The organism is Kocuria sp. WRN011, assembly GCF_002295155.1.
GTDB classification, from domain to species: domain Bacteria; phylum Actinomycetota; class Actinomycetes; order Actinomycetales; family Micrococcaceae; genus Kocuria; species Kocuria carniphila.
The window spans coordinates 1-17,066 of sequence record NZ_NSGI01000001.1 but is presented as its reverse complement, the minus strand read 5'-3'; the positions used below and the strand labels follow the sequence as shown (position 1 = coordinate 17,066).

At 63.6% G+C, this 17,066-nt stretch carries 17 protein-coding genes; 11 read left to right on the top strand and 6 right to left on the bottom strand.

Features of this window, described 5'->3' with window-relative positions:
• Window positions 1–106 precede the first annotated feature (106 nt).
• Window positions 107–2,218, top strand: coding sequence for a phenylacetic acid degradation bifunctional protein PaaZ (paaZ, locus tag CKW39_RS00085; protein ID WP_095796181.1), 2,112 nt, complete (start codon window positions 107–109; stop codon window positions 2,216–2,218).
• Window positions 2,219–2,466: 248 nt separating this feature from the next.
• On the opposite strand, the gene CKW39_RS00080 is transcribed toward paaZ, so the two are convergent.
• From CKW39_RS00080 to paaI, 3 genes are all read right to left on the bottom strand, one after another.
• Window positions 2,467–3,096, bottom strand: coding sequence for a TetR/AcrR family transcriptional regulator (locus CKW39_RS00080; RefSeq protein ID WP_095796180.1), 630 nt, complete (start codon window positions 3,094–3,096; stop codon window positions 2,467–2,469).
• A gap of 111 nt (window positions 3,097–3,207) precedes the next feature.
• Window positions 3,208–4,545, bottom strand: coding sequence for a phenylacetate--CoA ligase family protein (locus CKW39_RS00075; protein ID WP_095796179.1), 1,338 nt, complete (start codon window positions 4,543–4,545; stop codon window positions 3,208–3,210).
• A gap of 4 nt (window positions 4,546–4,549) precedes the next feature.
• On the bottom strand, window positions 4,550–4,960 hold the full coding sequence (paaI, locus tag CKW39_RS00070; protein ID WP_095796178.1) for a hydroxyphenylacetyl-CoA thioesterase PaaI: 411 nt from the start codon (window positions 4,958–4,960) through the stop codon (window positions 4,550–4,552).
• Between the two features lie 202 nt (window positions 4,961–5,162).
• Between paaI and paaA the strand changes: the two genes are divergently transcribed.
• The 7 genes from paaA to CKW39_RS00035 all read left to right on the top strand — a co-directional run bounded on the left by paaA (window position 5,163) and on the right by CKW39_RS00035 (window position 11,270).
• A complete protein-coding gene (gene paaA / locus CKW39_RS00065; protein ID WP_095796177.1) occupies window positions 5,163–6,197 on the top strand; it encodes a 1,2-phenylacetyl-CoA epoxidase subunit PaaA in 1,035 nt (344 codons plus the stop codon).
• Between the two features lie 2 nt (window positions 6,198–6,199).
• Window positions 6,200–6,496, top strand: coding sequence for a 1,2-phenylacetyl-CoA epoxidase subunit PaaB (gene paaB, locus CKW39_RS00060; protein WP_016995969.1), 297 nt, complete (start codon window positions 6,200–6,202; stop codon window positions 6,494–6,496).
• Window positions 6,493–7,329, top strand: coding sequence for a 1,2-phenylacetyl-CoA epoxidase subunit PaaC (paaC, locus tag CKW39_RS00055; RefSeq protein WP_095796176.1), 837 nt, complete (start codon window positions 6,493–6,495; stop codon window positions 7,327–7,329). Before paaB ends, paaC begins: the two co-directional genes overlap by 4 nt.
• A 5-nt stretch (window positions 7,330–7,334) precedes the next feature.
• A complete protein-coding gene (gene paaD, locus CKW39_RS00050) occupies window positions 7,335–7,913 on the top strand; it encodes a 1,2-phenylacetyl-CoA epoxidase subunit PaaD (RefSeq protein ID WP_173674258.1) in 579 nt (192 codons plus the stop codon).
• Window position 7,914: 1 nt separating this feature from the next.
• Window positions 7,915–9,084, top strand: coding sequence for a 1,2-phenylacetyl-CoA epoxidase subunit PaaE (gene paaE / locus CKW39_RS00045; RefSeq protein WP_095796175.1), 1,170 nt, complete (start codon window positions 7,915–7,917; stop codon window positions 9,082–9,084).
• Window positions 9,085–9,198: 114 nt separating this feature from the next.
• Window positions 9,199–9,972, top strand: a complete 774-nt coding sequence (locus CKW39_RS00040) for an enoyl-CoA hydratase/isomerase family protein (RefSeq protein WP_095796174.1) — start codon at window positions 9,199–9,201, stop codon at window positions 9,970–9,972.
• Between the two features lie 428 nt (window positions 9,973–10,400).
• On the top strand, window positions 10,401–11,270 hold the full coding sequence (locus CKW39_RS00035; RefSeq protein ID WP_095796616.1) for a formate/nitrite transporter family protein: 870 nt from the start codon (window positions 10,401–10,403) through the stop codon (window positions 11,268–11,270).
• 49 nt (window positions 11,271–11,319) lie between these two features.
• Here CKW39_RS00035 and CKW39_RS00030 read toward each other — a convergent pair whose 3' ends face one another.
• Entirely contained in the window at window positions 11,320–11,697 is a 378-nt protein-coding gene (locus tag CKW39_RS00030) for an MmcQ/YjbR family DNA-binding protein (RefSeq protein ID WP_095796615.1), read from the bottom strand.
• Between the two features lie 75 nt (window positions 11,698–11,772).
• Between CKW39_RS00030 and CKW39_RS00025 the strand changes: the two genes are divergently transcribed.
• Window positions 11,773–13,761, top strand: coding sequence for a M13 family metallopeptidase (locus tag CKW39_RS00025; protein ID WP_095796173.1), 1,989 nt, complete (start codon window positions 11,773–11,775; stop codon window positions 13,759–13,761).
• Window positions 13,762–13,821: 60 nt separating this feature from the next.
• Here the strand turns inward: CKW39_RS00025 and CKW39_RS00020 are convergent, their stop codons facing one another.
• Complete coding sequence (locus tag CKW39_RS00020) at window positions 13,822–14,265, bottom strand: DUF4190 domain-containing protein (RefSeq protein ID WP_095796172.1); 444 nt, start codon at window positions 14,263–14,265, stop codon at window positions 13,822–13,824.
• Between the two features lie 170 nt (window positions 14,266–14,435).
• On the opposite strand from CKW39_RS00020, the gene CKW39_RS00015 reads away from it, so the two are divergent.
• Both CKW39_RS00015 and CKW39_RS00010 read left to right on the top strand, forming a co-directional pair.
• The gene (locus tag CKW39_RS00015) at window positions 14,436–14,828 is read left to right on the top strand and encodes a YidH family protein (protein WP_095796171.1); all 393 of its coding nucleotides are present in this window, start codon (window positions 14,436–14,438) and stop codon (window positions 14,826–14,828) included.
• 3 nt (window positions 14,829–14,831) lie between these two features.
• Entirely contained in the window at window positions 14,832–15,164 is a 333-nt protein-coding gene (locus CKW39_RS00010) for a DUF202 domain-containing protein (RefSeq protein WP_095796170.1), read from the top strand.
• Here the strand turns inward: CKW39_RS00010 and CKW39_RS00005 are convergent.
• On the bottom strand, window positions 15,161–16,588 hold the full coding sequence (locus tag CKW39_RS00005; RefSeq protein ID WP_095796614.1) for an amino acid permease: 1,428 nt from the start codon (window positions 16,586–16,588) through the stop codon (window positions 15,161–15,163). The genes CKW39_RS00010 and CKW39_RS00005 overlap by 4 nt on opposite strands.
• Window positions 16,589–17,066 lie beyond the last annotated feature (478 nt).

The following is a 17,066-nucleotide window of genomic DNA, read 5'->3' as shown; positions in this document are numbered from 1 at the left end:
GCGGCGTCGTTGCCCGAAAAACGGTGGTGCGCTGTTGTGACCTAGGTTATCCTGGACTAAATACTGACCGATTGTTCGGCTTGAAGTGTTGAGAAGGGACCGGCGCGTGAGCACCCAAACCAAAACCCAGGACATCGAGATCCTCCCCAGCTACGTGAGCGGCCAGTGGTGGCAGCCGGAGAACCCGGAGCGAGTCGCGGACGTGAACAACGCCGCGACCGGCGAGCTCGTGGCCCGCGTCAGCACCGACGGCCTGGACACCGCCGCCGCCATCGAATACGGCCGCACCGTGGGCCAGGAGAACCTGGGCAAACTGCGCATTCACGACCGCGCGCTGATCCTCAAGCAGCTCGCGCAATACCTGACCGAGCACAAGGACGAGCTCTACGAGATCTCCTACGCCACGGGTTCCACCGCCAAGGATCACCTGATCGACATTGACGGCGGCATCGGCACCGTTTTTACGTTCTCCTCCAAGGGTCGCCGCGAACTGCCCAACTCAAACGTGATCGTCGACGGCGCCGTGGAGCAGCTGTCGCGTGACGGCTCGTTCCTGGGCGAGCACATCTACACCCGCATTCCCGGTGTGGCCGTGCAGATCAACGCGTTCAACTTCCCGGTGTGGGGCATGCTCGAGAAGTTCGCCCCGGCGTTCATTGCCGGCGTGCCGTCCATCGTGAAGCCCGCGACGCCCACCGGTTACGTGACCGAGACGTGCGTGCGCCTGATGCTGGATTCCGGCCTGCTGCCTGAAGGTTCGCTGCAGCTGATCTCCGGCTCGGCCCGTGACTTGCTCGACCACTTGGACGCCCGCGACCACGTGGCGTTCACCGGCTCAGCCGCGACCGCCAAGTCCCTGCGCTCGCACACGAACGTGCAGGACAAGGGCGTGCGCTTCACCGCGGAGACCGACTCCCTCAACGCCGCGATCATGGCCCCGGACGTCACCTCCGATTCGCCCGAGTTCGAAGCGTTCGTGAAGTCCGTGGTCCTGGAGATCACCGCCAAGGCAGGTCAGAAGTGCACCGCCGTGCGCCGCGTGATCGTCCCGCAGAACATCCGCTCGGAGGTCATCTCGGCCATCGAGTCCCGCGTGTCCGAACGTGCGAAGGTGGGCGATCCGCGGTCCTCTGCAACCACCGTGGGTGCCCTCGCCTCCGATGAGCAGCAGTCAGAGGTTTCCCGCTCCGTACGCGCCCTGATCGACGCCGGCGCGGTCGTGGAATTCGGCGGCCCGGAGGCGCTGTCCTCGGTTCCTTCCGAGGGCTCATTCTTCCCCGTGACCCTGCTGTCCTTCGACGACGCTCGCACCCCCGCCGTGCACGAGGTCGAGGCCTTCGGCCCCGTCACTTCCGTGATCAGCTACGACGGTTCTGTGTCCGACGCAGTGGAGATCGCGGCACTCGGCGGCGGCTCCCTGGTGGCCACGGTGTGCACGCACTCGCCAGAACTGGCCGGTGAATTCGCGGCAGGTATCGGCTCCCACCACGGCCGTGTATTGTTCCTGGACCGCGACGACGCCAAGACCTCCACGGGTCACGGCTCCCCCATTCCGCACCTGGTACATGGTGGACCCGGCCGCGCCGGCGGCGGTGAAGAGCTCGGTGGTATCCGCGCGGTGAAGCATTACATGCAGCGCACCGCCATCCAAGGTTCCCCGGATCTGCTCACCGGCATCACCGGCCAGTGGCACTGGGGCGCGACGGCCAACACCGTGACCCGGGAGGACGTGGAGAACGGCACGGGCGAGCACCCGTTCCGCAAGTCGCTGGAGACGCTGCGCATCGGTGACCAGTTCGTCTCCGACCTGCGCACCGTCAAGCTCGACGACATCCTGGAATTCGCGGACAAGACCGGCGACACCTTTTACGCGCACACGGACGAGGAGGCCGCTATGGCCAACCCGTTCTTCCCGCGCCGCGTGGCCCACGGCTACCTGTTGGTCTCCTGGGCCGCCGGCCTGTTCGTGGAGCCCGCCCCGGGACCCGTGCTGGCCAACTACGGCCTGGAGAACCTGCGCTTCATCACCCCGGTCACCTACGACGAAGCCATCCGCGTGACCCTCACCGCCAAGAAGATCACCCCGCGCGTGACCGATGAATACGGCGAGGTCGCCTGGGACGCCCGTCTGACCAACCAGAACGACGAGATCGTCGCCACCTACGACGTGCTGACCCTGGTCTCGAAGACCTGGCCGATGCCGGAGGACACTGAGTAACCCGGGCTGGCCAAGCAGCCGAAAACGGCGGTGGTGGGGACTCGATTCGAGTCCCCACCACCGCCGTTGAGCTCCTGCCACCTGACTAGGAGCCAGAACTCAGTCACTCTAGGCCACTCGGCACGGCCGGGGCAGATTCCTGGCACTCTAAAGCCATTCAGAGCCGTTATGGGTGGCGTGAAAGTGTCTGGAATCTTGGCGGCGGCCTAAGGATGTCTCAGATCTCGGCGGCAACTCGAAAGCTGCCGCTACATCGCCCGCAGGCCGGCGAAGATCATCTTCACCGCGGTGTCGGAAAGTTGGTCCACCGTTCCGGAGCGTTCGGGCTGGTACCAGTCCACGATCGAGTTGACCATGCCCAGCATCAAACGGGGCGCGGATTTGTTGGAGATGTCGGTGCGCAGGTCGCCTTCGTCCTGGGCGGTGCGCACCAGGTTCTCGACCATCCGCGTCAATTGCCGACGCCGCTCGAGCGCCTTCAGCTCGACCGGCGAGTTCCCGCGCAGTCGCAGCAGCAGCGTCACGTAGGGCATTTGATCCACCAGCACCCGCACGGAGCCCTGAATGATCATCTCGAGCTTGTTCACGGCGCGGGAATCGGTGGCCTGGACGTGCTCAAAAACGGCCTCGAGTGAATCCAGCGCGCGGTTGAGCGCCTGTTCCAGGATCTCTTCCTTGGAGGCCACGTGGTGGTAGATCGCAGACTTGGAAATGCCCAGGTGAGAAGACAGAGTCCCCATGGACGTGGCGTCATAACCGTGGCGGTTGAACACCTCCACACACACGGCCAGCAAGGTCTCCCGGTCGTAGCCGGGACGACCGCGACGAGGCGCCGAAGCGGCGTCGTCGTGAGTGAGGGAGCGTGGCTGAGCTGGCATGAAACCGGACTCTACTTTCTGTTACTGAGCAATCACTACAGGCTACCGCGAGCCGAACGCAACGAGCACCGGAGGAAACCCCCGGTGCTCGGCGTCATGACTGATCAGAGCCTACTTGTCACGGTGATCGTAGATGCGGCGCAGTTTGCCGGAAGAACGCTCCAGCGAGCCGGGCTCCACCACGTTGATCGCGGCGGACGAACCGATCTTGGTCTTGATCTCGTGGACGAGCTTCTTGCCGGCCTCCTGAGCTTCCTCGAGAGTTACTTCTTCGCGACGCTCGATGTGGATGGTCATCTGATCCATGCGCTTGGGCCGGGTGATCTCCAGCGTGAAGTGCGGGGAGAGCTCTGGGATCTGCAGGGCGAGTTCCTCGATCTGGGACGGGAACAGGTTCACGCCGCGCAGGATGATCATGTCGTCCGAACGGCCCGTGATGCGGCCCATGCGGCGGTGCCCCGGGCGCACCGAACCCGGCAGCAAACGCGTCAGATCGTGGGTGCGGTACCGGATGATCGGCAGCGCCTGCTTGGTCAGCGAAGTGAAGATCAACTCACCGGGCTCGCCGGTGTCCAGCACGCGATCGTCGAACGGGTCGATGATCTCCGGGCGGAAGTGATCCTCCCAGATGTGGGAGCCGTCCTTGGTTTCCACGGACTCGCCGGCCACGCCGGGGCCCATGACCTCGGACAGGCCGTAGATGTCGCACGCGGTGATGTCGAAAGTCTTCTCGATCTCGTGGCGCATTTCCTCGGTCCACGGCTCAGCACCGAGCACTGCGTGCTTGAGGGAAGTCTCGCGCGGGTTAATGCCGTGCTTCCGGAACCCGTCGGCAATGGTCAGCAGGTAGGTGGGCGTGGACAGGATGATTTCCGGCTGGAAGTCCTGAATCAGTTGCACCTGCTTGTCGGTCTGGCCGCCGGACATCGGAATCACGGCGCAGCCAAGACGCTCGGCACCGTAATGGGCACCCAGGCCGCCAGTGAACAGGCCGTAGCCGTACACGTTGTGCACCTTGTCGCCGGGCTTCACACCGGACATACGGAAGCAGCGGGCCACCAGGGTGCCCCAGGTTTCCAGGTCGTCCTCGGTGTAGGCCACCACGGTGGGCTGACCGGTGGTTCCGGACGACGCGTGGATGCGGCGGATCTCGGACATGGGCGTGGCGAAAGACTTGAACGGGTAGGACTTCCGCAGGAATTCCTTGTCCGTGTACGGGAACTTGGCCAAGTCCTCGAGTTCCTTGAAGTCATCCGGGTGCACGCCGTGCTCGTCGAAGAGCTCCTTGTACGCCGGAACGTTCTCGTAGGCGTAGTGCAGGGTCCAGTTGAGACGCTCGGTCTGCAACGCCTCGATCTGGTCCCGGGTCATGGTCTCTTCGGGATCCGGCTGCGAGGGATCCGCGGACTTGGTGGGCTTGTACGGATTGGGAACGGAGCAGGTGGTCATGACCTTACGCTTTCTGACGGTTGGGCACGGTACGGCTACGGCCGCGGAACTGAGCAATCACTGAGCCGTCTTCGGCGGTGACGCGCATGTCGTAGAGTCCGCTGCGACCGGTGGTGGCGATCTCACGACCCTCGGCGGTCAGTGTCTGACCGACCCGAGCTGAACTGATGAAGTTGATGTCCACGCCCTGCGCCACCGTGATGGTGCTGCCGTCCCCGGTGGGGTCGTTGCAGGCCATGGCGAAGCATGAATCAGCCAGGCTGAAGATCATGCCCCCGTGGACGATGCCGAATCCGTTGAGCATCTCTTCCCGCACGGTCATGCTGATTACGGCGTGACCCGGGTCCGCCCGATGAACGGTGATCCCCAGCCACTCCGAGGTCTTGTCCCCGCGGAGAATCGGATGGTCCGGCATGTTGTCTCCCTCACATTATATGACCGAATGGTCAGTAGGGAATCGCAGAATGTGATGTCCTGTCAAGTGGATCACATTTTTTCGAGGTTTGTGTTGACGACCACATTCTACGGCTATATTCTGAACGAGCGGTCAGTTATTATCGAAGCGGAGTCCGCGGCAGCTTGCTCCGCCCCAACTCATCCGTGAACTGAGGGACACCATGACTGAACAAACCACTTCCACCGAGAACTCCGTGGACCAGCAGCACTTCGACACGCTCATTGCGGACGACTCCCGCATCGAGCCCCGCGACTGGATGCCCGAGGCCTACCGTAAGACCCTGACCCGTCAGGTTTCTCAGCACGCGCACTCGGAAATCATCGGCATGCAGCCGGAAGCCAACTGGATCACCCGCGCACCGAGCCTCAAGCGCAAGGCCATTCTGATGGCCAAGGTCCAGGACGAGGCCGGTCACGGTCTGTACCTGTACTCCGCCGCCGAGACCCTGGGCACTCCCCGCGAGGTCCTCAACGAGCAGCTGCTCTCCGGCAAGGCCAAGTACTCCTCGATCTTCAACTACCCGGCACGCACCTGGGCTGACATGGGAGCCATCGGCTGGCTGGTCGACGGTGCCGCCATCTGCAACCAGGTTCCCCTGTGCCGCGCATCCTACGGACCCTACGGCCGCGCCATGGTCCGCATCTGCAAGGAAGAGTCCTTCCATCAGCGCCAGGGCTGGGAGATCCTCTACGAGCTCTCCCACGGCTCCAAGGAACAGAAGCAGATGGCACAGGACGCTGTGAACCGCACCTACGGCCCCGCCCTGCAGATGTTCGGCCCGCCGGATGCCGACTCCCCCAACTCCCAGCAGTCCATGGAGTGGAACATCAAGCGCTTCTCCAACGACGAGCTGCGTCAGCGTTTCGTGGACATGATCGTGCCGCAGGCGGAGGCCCTGGGCCTGACCCTGCCGGATCCCGATCTGAAGTGGAACGAGGAGCGCGGTCACTACGACTACGGCCAGCTGGACTGGGATGAGTTCATGTCCGTGATCAAGGGCTCCGGTCCGTGCAACGTGCAGCGCATGCAGCGCCGCCGCAAGGCCCACGACGACGGCGCCTGGGTCCGTGAAGCAGCCGAGGCCTACGCCAAGCGTCAGATGCAGGCCGCTGCCGAGGCAGCAGAGTCAGCCAACGACAACGAAGAAGTCAGCATTGTTGCGGGCCGCGCGTCCGCCGAACTCATCGGAGCCTGAACATGAGCGAAAACACCACCGGTAACTGGCCCCTGTGGGAGGTCTTCGTGCGCTCCTCGCGCGGCCTGTCCCACGTGCACGCGGGTTCGCTGCACGCCCCGGACGCCACCATGGCCGTGCGTAATGCACGCGACCTGTACACCCGCCGCAATGAAGGCACCAGCGTGTGGGTCGTCCCGGCTGACGCGATTACCTCCTCCGATCCGGACTCCAAGGGTGGCTACTTCGAGTCCGCTCAGGGCAAGAGCTACCGCCACGCCACCTACTACACCAAGAGTGAAGGGGTGAAGCACCTGTGAGCGCTTTCGCATCACACGACTCCGCGACTAAGCAGTCCGCCGGAAATGCGATCACCGCTGAGGACATCGCGGGCTCCGGTGGCAAGGCGTCCGAGCCGGTCGCCCAGTATGCCCTGCGCCTCGGGGACGATTCCCTGATGCTGGCTCAGCGCCTGGGCTGGTGGATCTCCCGAGCTCCCGAGCTCGAGGAAGACATTGCCCTGGGCAACATTGCCCTGGACATGGTGGGTCACGCTCGCTTCCTGCTGACCTACGCGGGTTCCGCGTGGGGCAAATCCGAGGACGACCTGGCGTACTTCCGCGACGAAGAGGAATTCCGCTCGGTCCGCCTGGTCGAGCAGGAGAACGGTGACTTCGGGCAAACCATCGCCCGTCAGCTTTTGTTCTCCTTCTACCAGTACGAGCTCTACTCGGCGCTGCAGTCCTCCCAGGACCAGACCCTGGCCGCCATCGCGGACAAGGCGGTGAAGGAGGTCGAGTACCACCAGGACCACGCGGCACAGTGGATTCTGCGCCTGGGCCTGGGCACCAAGGAGTCCAAGCGTCGCATCCAGGAGGGCCTCTACTACATGTGGCCGTACCTGGACGAGCTGTTCGCTGACGAGCCGCTGCACGACGAGCTCGAGGGCATTGCGGTCCGCCCGTCCACGCTGCGCGAGAACACCATGAAGCGAATCGAGGCCCTGCTGGCCGAGGCCGAGCTCGAGGTCCCCAAGGTCACGCAGGCACGCTTGTCCGATGCCCCGCGCGACGGCGAGTACTCGGAGTACCGCGGTTACATCCTGGCCGAAATGCAGTCGCTCGCGCGCAAGCATCCCGGGGCCAAGTGGTGATCTAGATGACCTCTCGCGTTTCTTCCGATTCCGTACTTCGTCACGACGCCGCTCCCCGCGAGTTGCCGCTGGGCCCGTCCCAGCGCCCCTCCAACGAGGAGGACGCCAAACTGTGGGATGTCGCCGCGACCGTGTGCGACCCCGAGATCCCCGTGCTCACGCTCGAGGATCTGGGTGTGCTGCGCGATGCGTACGCGGGCCCGGACGAGACCGTTGTGGTGATCACCCCCACCTACTCCGGTTGCCCGGCCATGGACACCATGGCCGCTGATCTGGAGACCGTGGTTCAGGCCGCCGGCTACCGCAACGTGCGCGTTGTGCAGGTACTGCGCCCGGCCTGGACCACGGACTGGATGAGTCCGGCCGGTCAGGCCAAGCTCACCGAGTACGGCATTGCCCCACCCACCGGCCGCACGGCCGCCGGGCACAATTCGGGACCGGTCCGCTTGGCCCTGTCCGTCAAATGTCCTCGCTGCAGTTCGTTGAACACCCGCGAGATGACCCGCTTCGGGTCCACCTCGTGCAAGGCCCTGTGGGTCTGCAACGACTGCAAGGAACCCTTCGACTACTTCAAGGTGCACTGACATGAGCGAAACCATTGAGGCCAAGCCCGTCGCCAAGCGTCGGGGCGCGTTCAACACCCTCGAGGTGTCCGAGGTGCGTAAGCTCACCTCCGATTCCGTGGAGGTGACGTTCGCGGTTCCCGAGAATCTCGTGGACGACTACGACTACCTTCCGGGCCAGTACGTTGCCGTGCGCGCCCAGATCAACGGCCACGAGGTGCGCCGCTCCTACTCGATCTGCGCGGACCCCAAACCGGGTGAGATCCGCGTGGCCATCAAGAAGGACATGGGCGGCGTTTTCTCCACGTGGGCCAACGAGCAGCTCAAGGTCGGCGATGTCCTGGACGTGATGAACCCGCAGGGTGCCTTCACCTCCAAGGTGAACATCACCTCCATGAACAACCCGGAGGAACTGGCGCGCCAGGAGGTGGCCAAGAACAAGAACGTTCATTTGGTCGCCTTCGCCGCAGGTTCCGGTATCACCCCCATCATGTCCATCGCCCGCGCCATCCTGCGCGCCTCGGACACGGCATCAATGGACCTGGTCTACGCCAACCGTTCGTCGATGGACGTGATGTTCGCCGAGGAGCTCGGTGACCTCAAGGACAAGTACCCGTCCCGCGTGGCTATCCACCACGTGCTCTCGCGTGAGCAGCGCATTTCCCCGCTGATGTCCGGCCGAATCGACCAGGACAAACTGGAAGAGCTGTTGGATCACGTGATCCAGGTGAATTCCGCGGACGAGTGGTTCCTGTGCGGGCCCTTCGAGCTGGTCCAGTTGTGCCGCGACACTCTGAAGGAACGCGGCGTGGACGAGTCCAAGGTGCGCTTCGAGCTGTTCACCACGGGCAAGCCTGCTGCTCCGCAGGGTCAGCAGGGCCGCGTGGTCAAGGCCGATCCCAAGGGTGACAACTACAAGATCACCTTCAATCTCGACGGCGCCAGCGGCGAGGTCGAGTCGCCGATGTCCGCGAACGAGACCGTGCTCAACGCAGCGCTGCGCGTTCGCCCGGACGTTCCGTTCGCGTGCGCCGGCGGTGTGTGTGGCACGTGCCGCGCCAAGGTCACCGGTGGCGAGTTCGAGATGGAAGAGAACTTCGCGCTCGAGAAGGACGAGGTGGACGCCGGTTACGTACTGACCTGCCAGACCCGCCCCACCTCCAAGGAACTGAGCGTCGACTTCGACGCTTGAGTTCGCGTGCTTTGCCGACGACGCCGCGCTGGGACCCGCGCGGCGTCGTCGTCGTATGTGCCCACTCGCCTCGGTCGAAACCGGGCGTAGGAACCGAATCGCAAGGAGAACCCCATGATTGACCTGACGATCGAGGACAACATTGCCCACGTGGTGCTCAACGCACCCAAGAAGCTGAATTCGTTGGACGCAGCCGCCCTGGACGCGCTGGCGCAGGCGTATACGGAGGCTGAGCAGGCGGGGGTGCGCGCCCTGGTGCTGCGCGGTGAGGGCCGTGCGTTTTGCGCGGGCCGTGATATCTCCCAGGTGGATCCGGCGACCGATGACACCGACGCGTACTTGACCGGCAAGGTGCAGCCGCTACTGCAGCAGATGGCCGATTTCCCGGCGCCCACGTTCGCGGCCGTCCACGGCGCGTGCCTGGGCGTTGGGCTGGGGCTGGCCATTGCCACGGATGTCGTTTACGTGGCCGAGGACGCCACCATCGGATCGCCGTTCGCCAACCTGGGAGCCACACTCGATTCGGGCGGGCACGCGCTGTTCACGGAGCGGCTCGGGGCCCATCGCACCCTGGATCTGATTTACACGGCGGAGATGATGAAGGGCGCGGAGGCGGTGGCCGCCGGCCTGTTCTCGCGGGCCGTCCCGGGCGATGAACTGCTGGACTTCACGATGAAGCGCGTCTCCAAGGCCGCCAAGGGTGCCACTCAAGCGTACCTGGCGTCCAAGAAACTCGTGGCGCAGGTACGCGATGCCAAGGTGGGTCTGTGGGACTCCATGGCCGCCGAGAACAAGGCTCAGGCGGCGCTGTGCTCAACCGAGGATTACGCGGAAGGTTTTGCGGCGTTCCAGGAGAAGCGCAAGCCGGAGTTCACCGGCAAGGGCTGACCGGGGGACGTCACTGAGCCAACGGGGCGGGTACTGACGCGAATTTCTCCCCGAATGATCGCGCCGGTACCCGCCCCTTCCGTTCATGGATGATGTCCCGGTGAACCGCCGTTGCACCGAGCTAAGGTGCAGCTCGACGTGGTGGGCCATGAACGGGCGCCGCAGTGACGTCTTGGAACCGTGGTCCATCCGGCGCTTTGGTTCCCCCTGATAGCGCCGAACGGGCAATGCTCAGAACCACGTTCCATATATATAGTAAGCACCCTTTCTAACGCTTTTTCAAGTGTTATAACAGAAATAAAAGCATTAATCCTTTGCGCACGAACAGAGGGTGGGTGTCACGAATTTCTGCCCATCAGCAAAGCAGACTTGTGACGTGCTCGAACGGCACAGCCTCGGGGCGAGAAACTTTCGCCTACGCTGTGCTCATGTCAGATCACTCGAGCAGTGAATCCAAGCGCCGAGCCTCCGGGCGCACCGACCAGCCCCTCGAGGACGAACTGGTCGAAGAGTTCCAGAACACCGTCCAGGAGGGCACCGACCGACTGCATCGCACGTGGCGGGCCCTGATCATTACGGGCCTGTTCGGCGGCATCGATGTGGGTCTAGGCATCATGGCCATGATTGCGGTCATGGACGCCACGGGTTCCAAGCTTCTGGCGGGCATGGCGTTCGGCATTGGCCTGTTGGCGCTGCGACTCGCTCATTCCGAGCTGTTCACGGAAGACTTTCTGCTGCCCATCAATGCGGTGGTGGCGGGACATGGCTCGTGGCTGTCGCTCGTTCGACTGTGGGCCGTGACCCTGGTGACCAACCTGGCCGGCGGTTGGGCTTTCATGTGGGTGGTCGTGGCGGCCTTCCCGGACATGACCGATTCCCTGATCAAGGTGTCGAGCGGGTACGTGGAAAACGGCCTGACGTTCGAAACCGTATGCCTGGCGTTGCTCGCGGGTTCCACCATCACGCTCATGACGCGCATGCAGCAGGGCACGGGAAACGATGTGATGACGGCGGTCATCTCGCTCATCGGCGGTTTGCTCGTGGTGGGCATGGGCATGCTTCACGGGGCCTTGAATTCCATTGTCATGTTCGGAGCCATGCACGCGGGCTGGGAGTATTCCTACACCGACTGGTTCGTGTGGTTCGCGTGGGTGATCCCGTTGAACATGGTGGGGGGTCTGGTGATCATCACGCTGCCGCGATTGCTCCGCACGTGGGAGTTGCTCATGGCGGAGCGACGCGGGGAGCGCATTTCCGAGGCCACCGTGGAAGACGAAAAAGGCGACCAGAACGAGTAGCTGGCAGCTCGGCCGGGATTCGTTGGGGACGATTCCCATGAATTGGGCGTCAGTCGGCTCGGAAGCGGTACTCCACCGGTCGATTCTTTCGGGGTAAGGACTCCACGATCAGCTCGTAGGACTCGTGCACCAGCTCCGTCACCAGGTCTTCGGTGATCTGTTCGGAACCAGCCAGTGAGATCCAGTGCTTCTTGTTCATGTGCCAGCCCGGCTCGATGCCAGCCACGGTCTGGCGCAGGGCCACGGAGTGTTCGGGATCCACCTTGAGGTTCACCAGTGGCCTGCCGTACGGGGATGCCACGAGAATGAAGATCTTGCCGGCCACCCGGTACACGGTGGTCTCGTCCCCGAACGGGAAGTCCTTTTCGGCCGAGGGTAGCTCAGCTGCCACCGAAGCGGCGTAGTCCTGGATCTGTTCTCCGTCCATGGCAACCATTCTGCCCTCCGGGAACAGCTCGAGGGCTCTGTAGTGCGCGTCACCGCGGTTCAGTAGCGTGGCTGCATGACCACTTCCGTGTTTGATCTGCAAGCATTCGACCGCTCCGTGCGTCCCCAGGACGATTTGTTCCGATTCGTGAACGGGACCTGGCTGGCCAACGCCACCATCCCGGATGACAAGGCCACCACGGGCGCGTTCATCGAGCTGCGCGATCAGGCCGAGGAGGCCGTGCGGAACATCATCAGGCAGGCCAAGCCGGACGCTGACGACGCCGCCGCGGGGCAGAGTTCCGAGCAGAAGATCGCCTTGCTCTACGCCTCCTTCATGGACACCGAGCGCATTGAGGCGCTCGGAACGGAACCACTGCGCGAGGACTTGAACGCGGTCGAGGCCGTGGATTCCACCGAATCCCTCTCACGCTGGTTCGGTACGGCCCTGCGCCGGGGCATCGGCGGTGCCCTGGACATCGATCTGGACTCCGATCCCGGTGATCCCCAGCGCAACATGGTGTTCGTGGGTCAGTCGGGACTGGGTCTGCCGGACGAGGAGTACTACCGCGAGGACCAGTACCAGGAGATCCGCGAGAAGTACGTGGCCCACGTGGAGAAGATGCTCTCACTCGCTGGCTTCGACGATGCAGTTGAACAGGCTCAGGCCGTGATGGACCTTGAGACGCGCATCGCGTTCCACCACTGGGACAAGGTCACCGTTCGGGACCTGACCAAGATGTACAACCCCATGACCTTCACCGAACTCGCGGGGCAGGTGTCCCGCCTGGACTGGTACTCCGTGCTGTTGGGCGTGGGGCTGACCGAAGATCAGTTGGCCACCGTGGTCAACGCGCAGCCCAGCTTCTTCACCGGCCTGGACGAGCTGATCACGGACGAACTGCTTCCCGCGTGGAAGTCCTGGGCCCGCTGGCACGTGGTCTCCGCTCGGGCGTCCTACTTGCCGGAAGCCTTCGTGAACGAGAACTTCGCGTTCTACGGAACGGTGCTTTCCGGAACCCCGCAGCTCAAGGACCGCTGGAAGCGCGGTGTGGCTCTGGTCAACGGCGCGCTCGGGGAGGCCGTGGGTGAGCTGTACGTGCAGGAATACTTCCCACCCGTTGCCAAGGCCCGCATGGATGAGCTGGTGGACAATCTCCTGGCTGCATACAGAGATTCCATTGAAACGCTCGACTGGATGGCCGAGGACACCCGCGGGGAGGCGCTCAAGAAGCTCTCCGGGTTCACGCCCAAGATCGGCTACCCGGAGAAGTGGAAGGACTACTCGGCGCTGTACATGGACGGCGAAGACTTGGTGGGCAATGTGGTGCGCACTTCGCAGTTCGCGGTGGATGAGATTGCCCGCAAGGCCGGCCAGCCCGTGGAAAAGCACGAATGGCTCATGACGCCGCAGACCGTGAACGCCTACTACCACCCGCTGCGTAACGAAATTGTGTTCCCCGCCGCCATTCTGCAGCCCCCGTTCTTCAGCCAGGACGCGGACGATGCCGTCAATTACGGGGGTATCGGCGCGGTGATCGGTCACGAGATCGGCCACGGCTTCGACGACAAGGGCTCCACGTGCGACGGCGAGGGCAAGCTGCGCAACTGGTGGACCGACGCCGATCGCGAGGCCTTCGAGTCACGCACGGCACGGCTCGTGGACCAGTACGCGGCGCTGTCTCCGGCTCAGTTCGACGGTTCCGAGAACGCCCCCAAGCTCAACGGTGAGCTGACCCTGGGTGAAAACATCGGCGACTTGGGCGGGCTGTCCATCGCGTTCAAGGCCTGGCATGCAGCCCAGGACAAGAAGGATGCTCCGGACACCGAGCCCATCGACGGGTTCACCCCGGCGCAGCGGTTGTTCGTGTCATGGGCCTACGTGTGGCAGGAGAAGTCCCGCGACGAGGCGCTCAAGACGCGCATCGCCACGGACCCGCACTCCCCTGCGGAGTTCCGCGCAGCACAGACCCCGCGCAACGTGGACGCCTTCTACGAAGCCTTCGACGTACAGGAATCGGACCAGATGTGGCTTCCACAGCAGGAGCGCGTCGCGATTTGGTGACGTGTTGAGGTCCTGACGGGATCGCCCGGGTAAGGGGCGATCCCGTTGTGGGCGATCAGGTCAGATGTTGGTGCTCGTGACTGTCTCGAACTCGCTCATCACCACTCCGAAGAACGCGAAGAACGCAATCGCCCACAGGATGCCCAGGATCAGCAGGGCAACACCCACCCAGCCGAGGACCTTACCGGCGGTTGCTCGGCCACCCAGCTTCTCGGACTTATAGGCCTGCCACAGGGCGAACGGCGCGAGGATGGGAAGTATTACTACTCCCAGAATTCCCAGAACCAATGATGCCTCGGAGCTCCTGGCTGCCTGGTCCTGCTGCTGCGCGTCCTGAGTGCTGACCGGCACATACTCCCAACGGCCGGGAGGCTGGCCGTACGGAGAGACCTGGTTAGCTGCCACCGAGGGATTCCGCCCCTGAGCGCCGCCGTTCGGCACGTATTCTTGAGTGGAATTGCGATAGTCCGTGGGGTTGTTGCCCGAAGAATGACTGGAACTCATGATGCGCCTCCGTAAGGTCGTAACGTGCAGTTGGTGCCATCCTTTCGCATAGATCAGTGACACCCATGGATTACGTGCCACCAACCGCACCGAGACAGTGTGTGTCATCCGGGAAGCTTCCTTAGTATCCCGGTGACCGATCCCAGCGAAGCCCCGCTAAAGGAGACCAGGTGAGTTCCGCAGAAGACCCGGCCGAGCGGCGTCGTAGTTCGTTCAGCGAACGCGTGCTGAAGGGCGGTAGCGAGCCCGACCCCCGGTTCACCCTGGCCAATGAACGGACGTTCCTCGCGTGGATCCGTACGTCATTGGCGTTCCTGGCCGGTGGCATCGCCATCGAGGCGTTCACGGGCGATATCTTCGACCTAGCCATCCGCAAATTCCTGGCCACGGTGCTGCTGCTCCTGGGCATGCTGTTGAGCGCGGGCGCCACCTTCCGTTGGCTGGGCGTGGAGCGCTCCATGCGCCACAAGGCGCCTCTGCCGCTGCCGATCATTGCGCCGCTGGTGGCCGTGGGCGGGGCCATTGCCTCCGGCGTGCTGGTCGTTGTCGTCCTGACCCGCTGAGCCATGCCACGCACCGCGCAACGTTTCCACGAAGACCCGGGGCTGCAGCCTGAACGCACGGTGCTGTCCTGGGGTCGCACCATGCTGGCCCTGTGCACTGCTGCCGCCATATTCCTGCGGTGGCTGCCCACCCACGGCCCGTTCGTGCTGGCGCTTTTCGGTTTGGCAGCATGTACCGCAATCGGCATTTACACTACTCAGCAGGCACGGTACCGCCGCGGCTCCGTGGGGATCAGCAACGAGCACGTGGAGCCGGACGCGGTAGCCGTGGTGGTGACCTCGACGGCCGTGGTGGCCCTGGGGGTCCTGGGCCTGGTCACCGTGGTGGTGTTCTAGACCAGGTCGCTGCGGCGATCCACGATCTGGGGATTCCGTGACAGGTCAGCCTGAGCCGGATCCACGGCGTGGGACTTGGTGGCGAACTTGTGACCGAACCAGAACGCCAGGAACAGTGGCAGCCCGATGTACGAGGTAAGCAAGGACAGAGGGGTCACGGTGTCGTTGATGAACGCCTCGTAGCTCTGGCCCACGATCACCAGCAAGCACATGGCCAGCGCGATGATCGGCCCCGCGGGGAAGAACTTGGCGCGGAACGGCAGCTCCTTGACCGAACGACCCTGCGCCTTGAACGCCTGACGGAACTTGTAGTGCGTCCAGGCGATACCGGCCCACACGATGAAGCCAGCCAGCGCGGACGCGTTGATCAACCAGGTGTACACGGCACCGTCGCCGAACCAGGTAGTACCGAAGGCGAGCAACCCGAAGGCGGAGGTTGCCAGCAGCGCTCGCATGGGGATGCCGCGCTTGTTGAGCTTGCGCAGGAACTTGGGGGCCTTGCCGTCCATGGCCAGCGACCACAACATACGTGTCGAGGCATACAAGCCGGAGTTGCCCGCGGACAGGATGGCCGTGAGGATCACCGCGTTCATGATCGAGGACGCGAAGGCGACACCAGCATTCTCAAGCACCAAAGTGAAGGGCGAGATCGCGATGTCCTCGATGTCCGAGGCGAGCAGATTCGGGTGTGTGTAGGGAAGCAGGAAGCCGATCACGGTGATCGCGCCTACGTAGAACAGCAGGATGCGGAAAAACACGGTGCGGATGGCTTTGGGCACCGTGCGTTCGGGATCCTTGGCCTCACCGGCGGCCACACCGACCAGCTCGGTGCCTTGGAAGGAGAAGCCCGCGACCATGAAGATCGCCAGAATGGTGATGGGTCCTCCGACGAACGGCGCCTCACCCGTAGTCCAGTTGTCGAACCCGGACGGCTCCCCGCCCATGATTCCGGAGATCATCAGAACGCCCAGTCCCAGGAAGACGACCACCGCGGCCACCTTGATGGCAGCCAGCCAGAACTCGCCCTCGCCATAGGCGCGCGTGGACAGCGCATTCAGGGAGAACACCGTGAGCAGGAACAACGCCGACCAAATCCAGGACGGCACGTCCGGGAACCAATAGCGCATCACCAGCGCGGCGGCCACGAGTTCCGCGGCCAGGGTGATAGCCCAGTTGAACCAGTAATTCCAACCAATCGCAAACCCGAAGGACGGCGAGACGTAGTTGGCGGCGTGATCACCGAAGGAGCCGGACGTGGGCCGCCATGCAGACATCTCACCCAATGACTGCATCAACAGGTACACCATGAGCCCGATCGCGATGTACGCGACTAATGCGCCACCAGGCCCAGCGGTGGCGATCGAATTACCGGAGGCCACGAACAGGCCCGTACCGATCGCGCCACCCATCGCGATCATGGTCATGTGCCGGGTTTCCAGGCTGCGGCGCAGCCCCTGACCCTCGGCTTCAGTGCTCACAGCGGGAGCGGTTTCCTTGGACACGGACGTGCCTCTCTATTGGCGTTACACGTTCCGGGGGGCTCCACGGGGGCTGGAGCTGAACGATAATGATAATGAGCGAGCCTAGCGGACACCCTCCGCCAACACGGGACCCTCCCCTCCAGCAGGGAATTTCTGCCGCTTTCCGGCCCGGCATCGTGCCTCACCAGACCGGTAGGTCCCTATTTTGGGGGATAACGGATCGTGTCTCGGTATTCCGAGGCCCGCCCGTAGGAGCGTACGCTGACGTTCACTCACGTGGATTTGAAGTTGGGGGGGGGGGTGTCCCTATGTTTCGAGTCAAGCCGCGAGAGTGGGTGGCTCGGGGGTCGGGACTGGTGTGGGTGACTGGTAGTACGTGCCGTCGCGGAGCATCGCGAAGATGACGTTGCAGCGGCGGCGG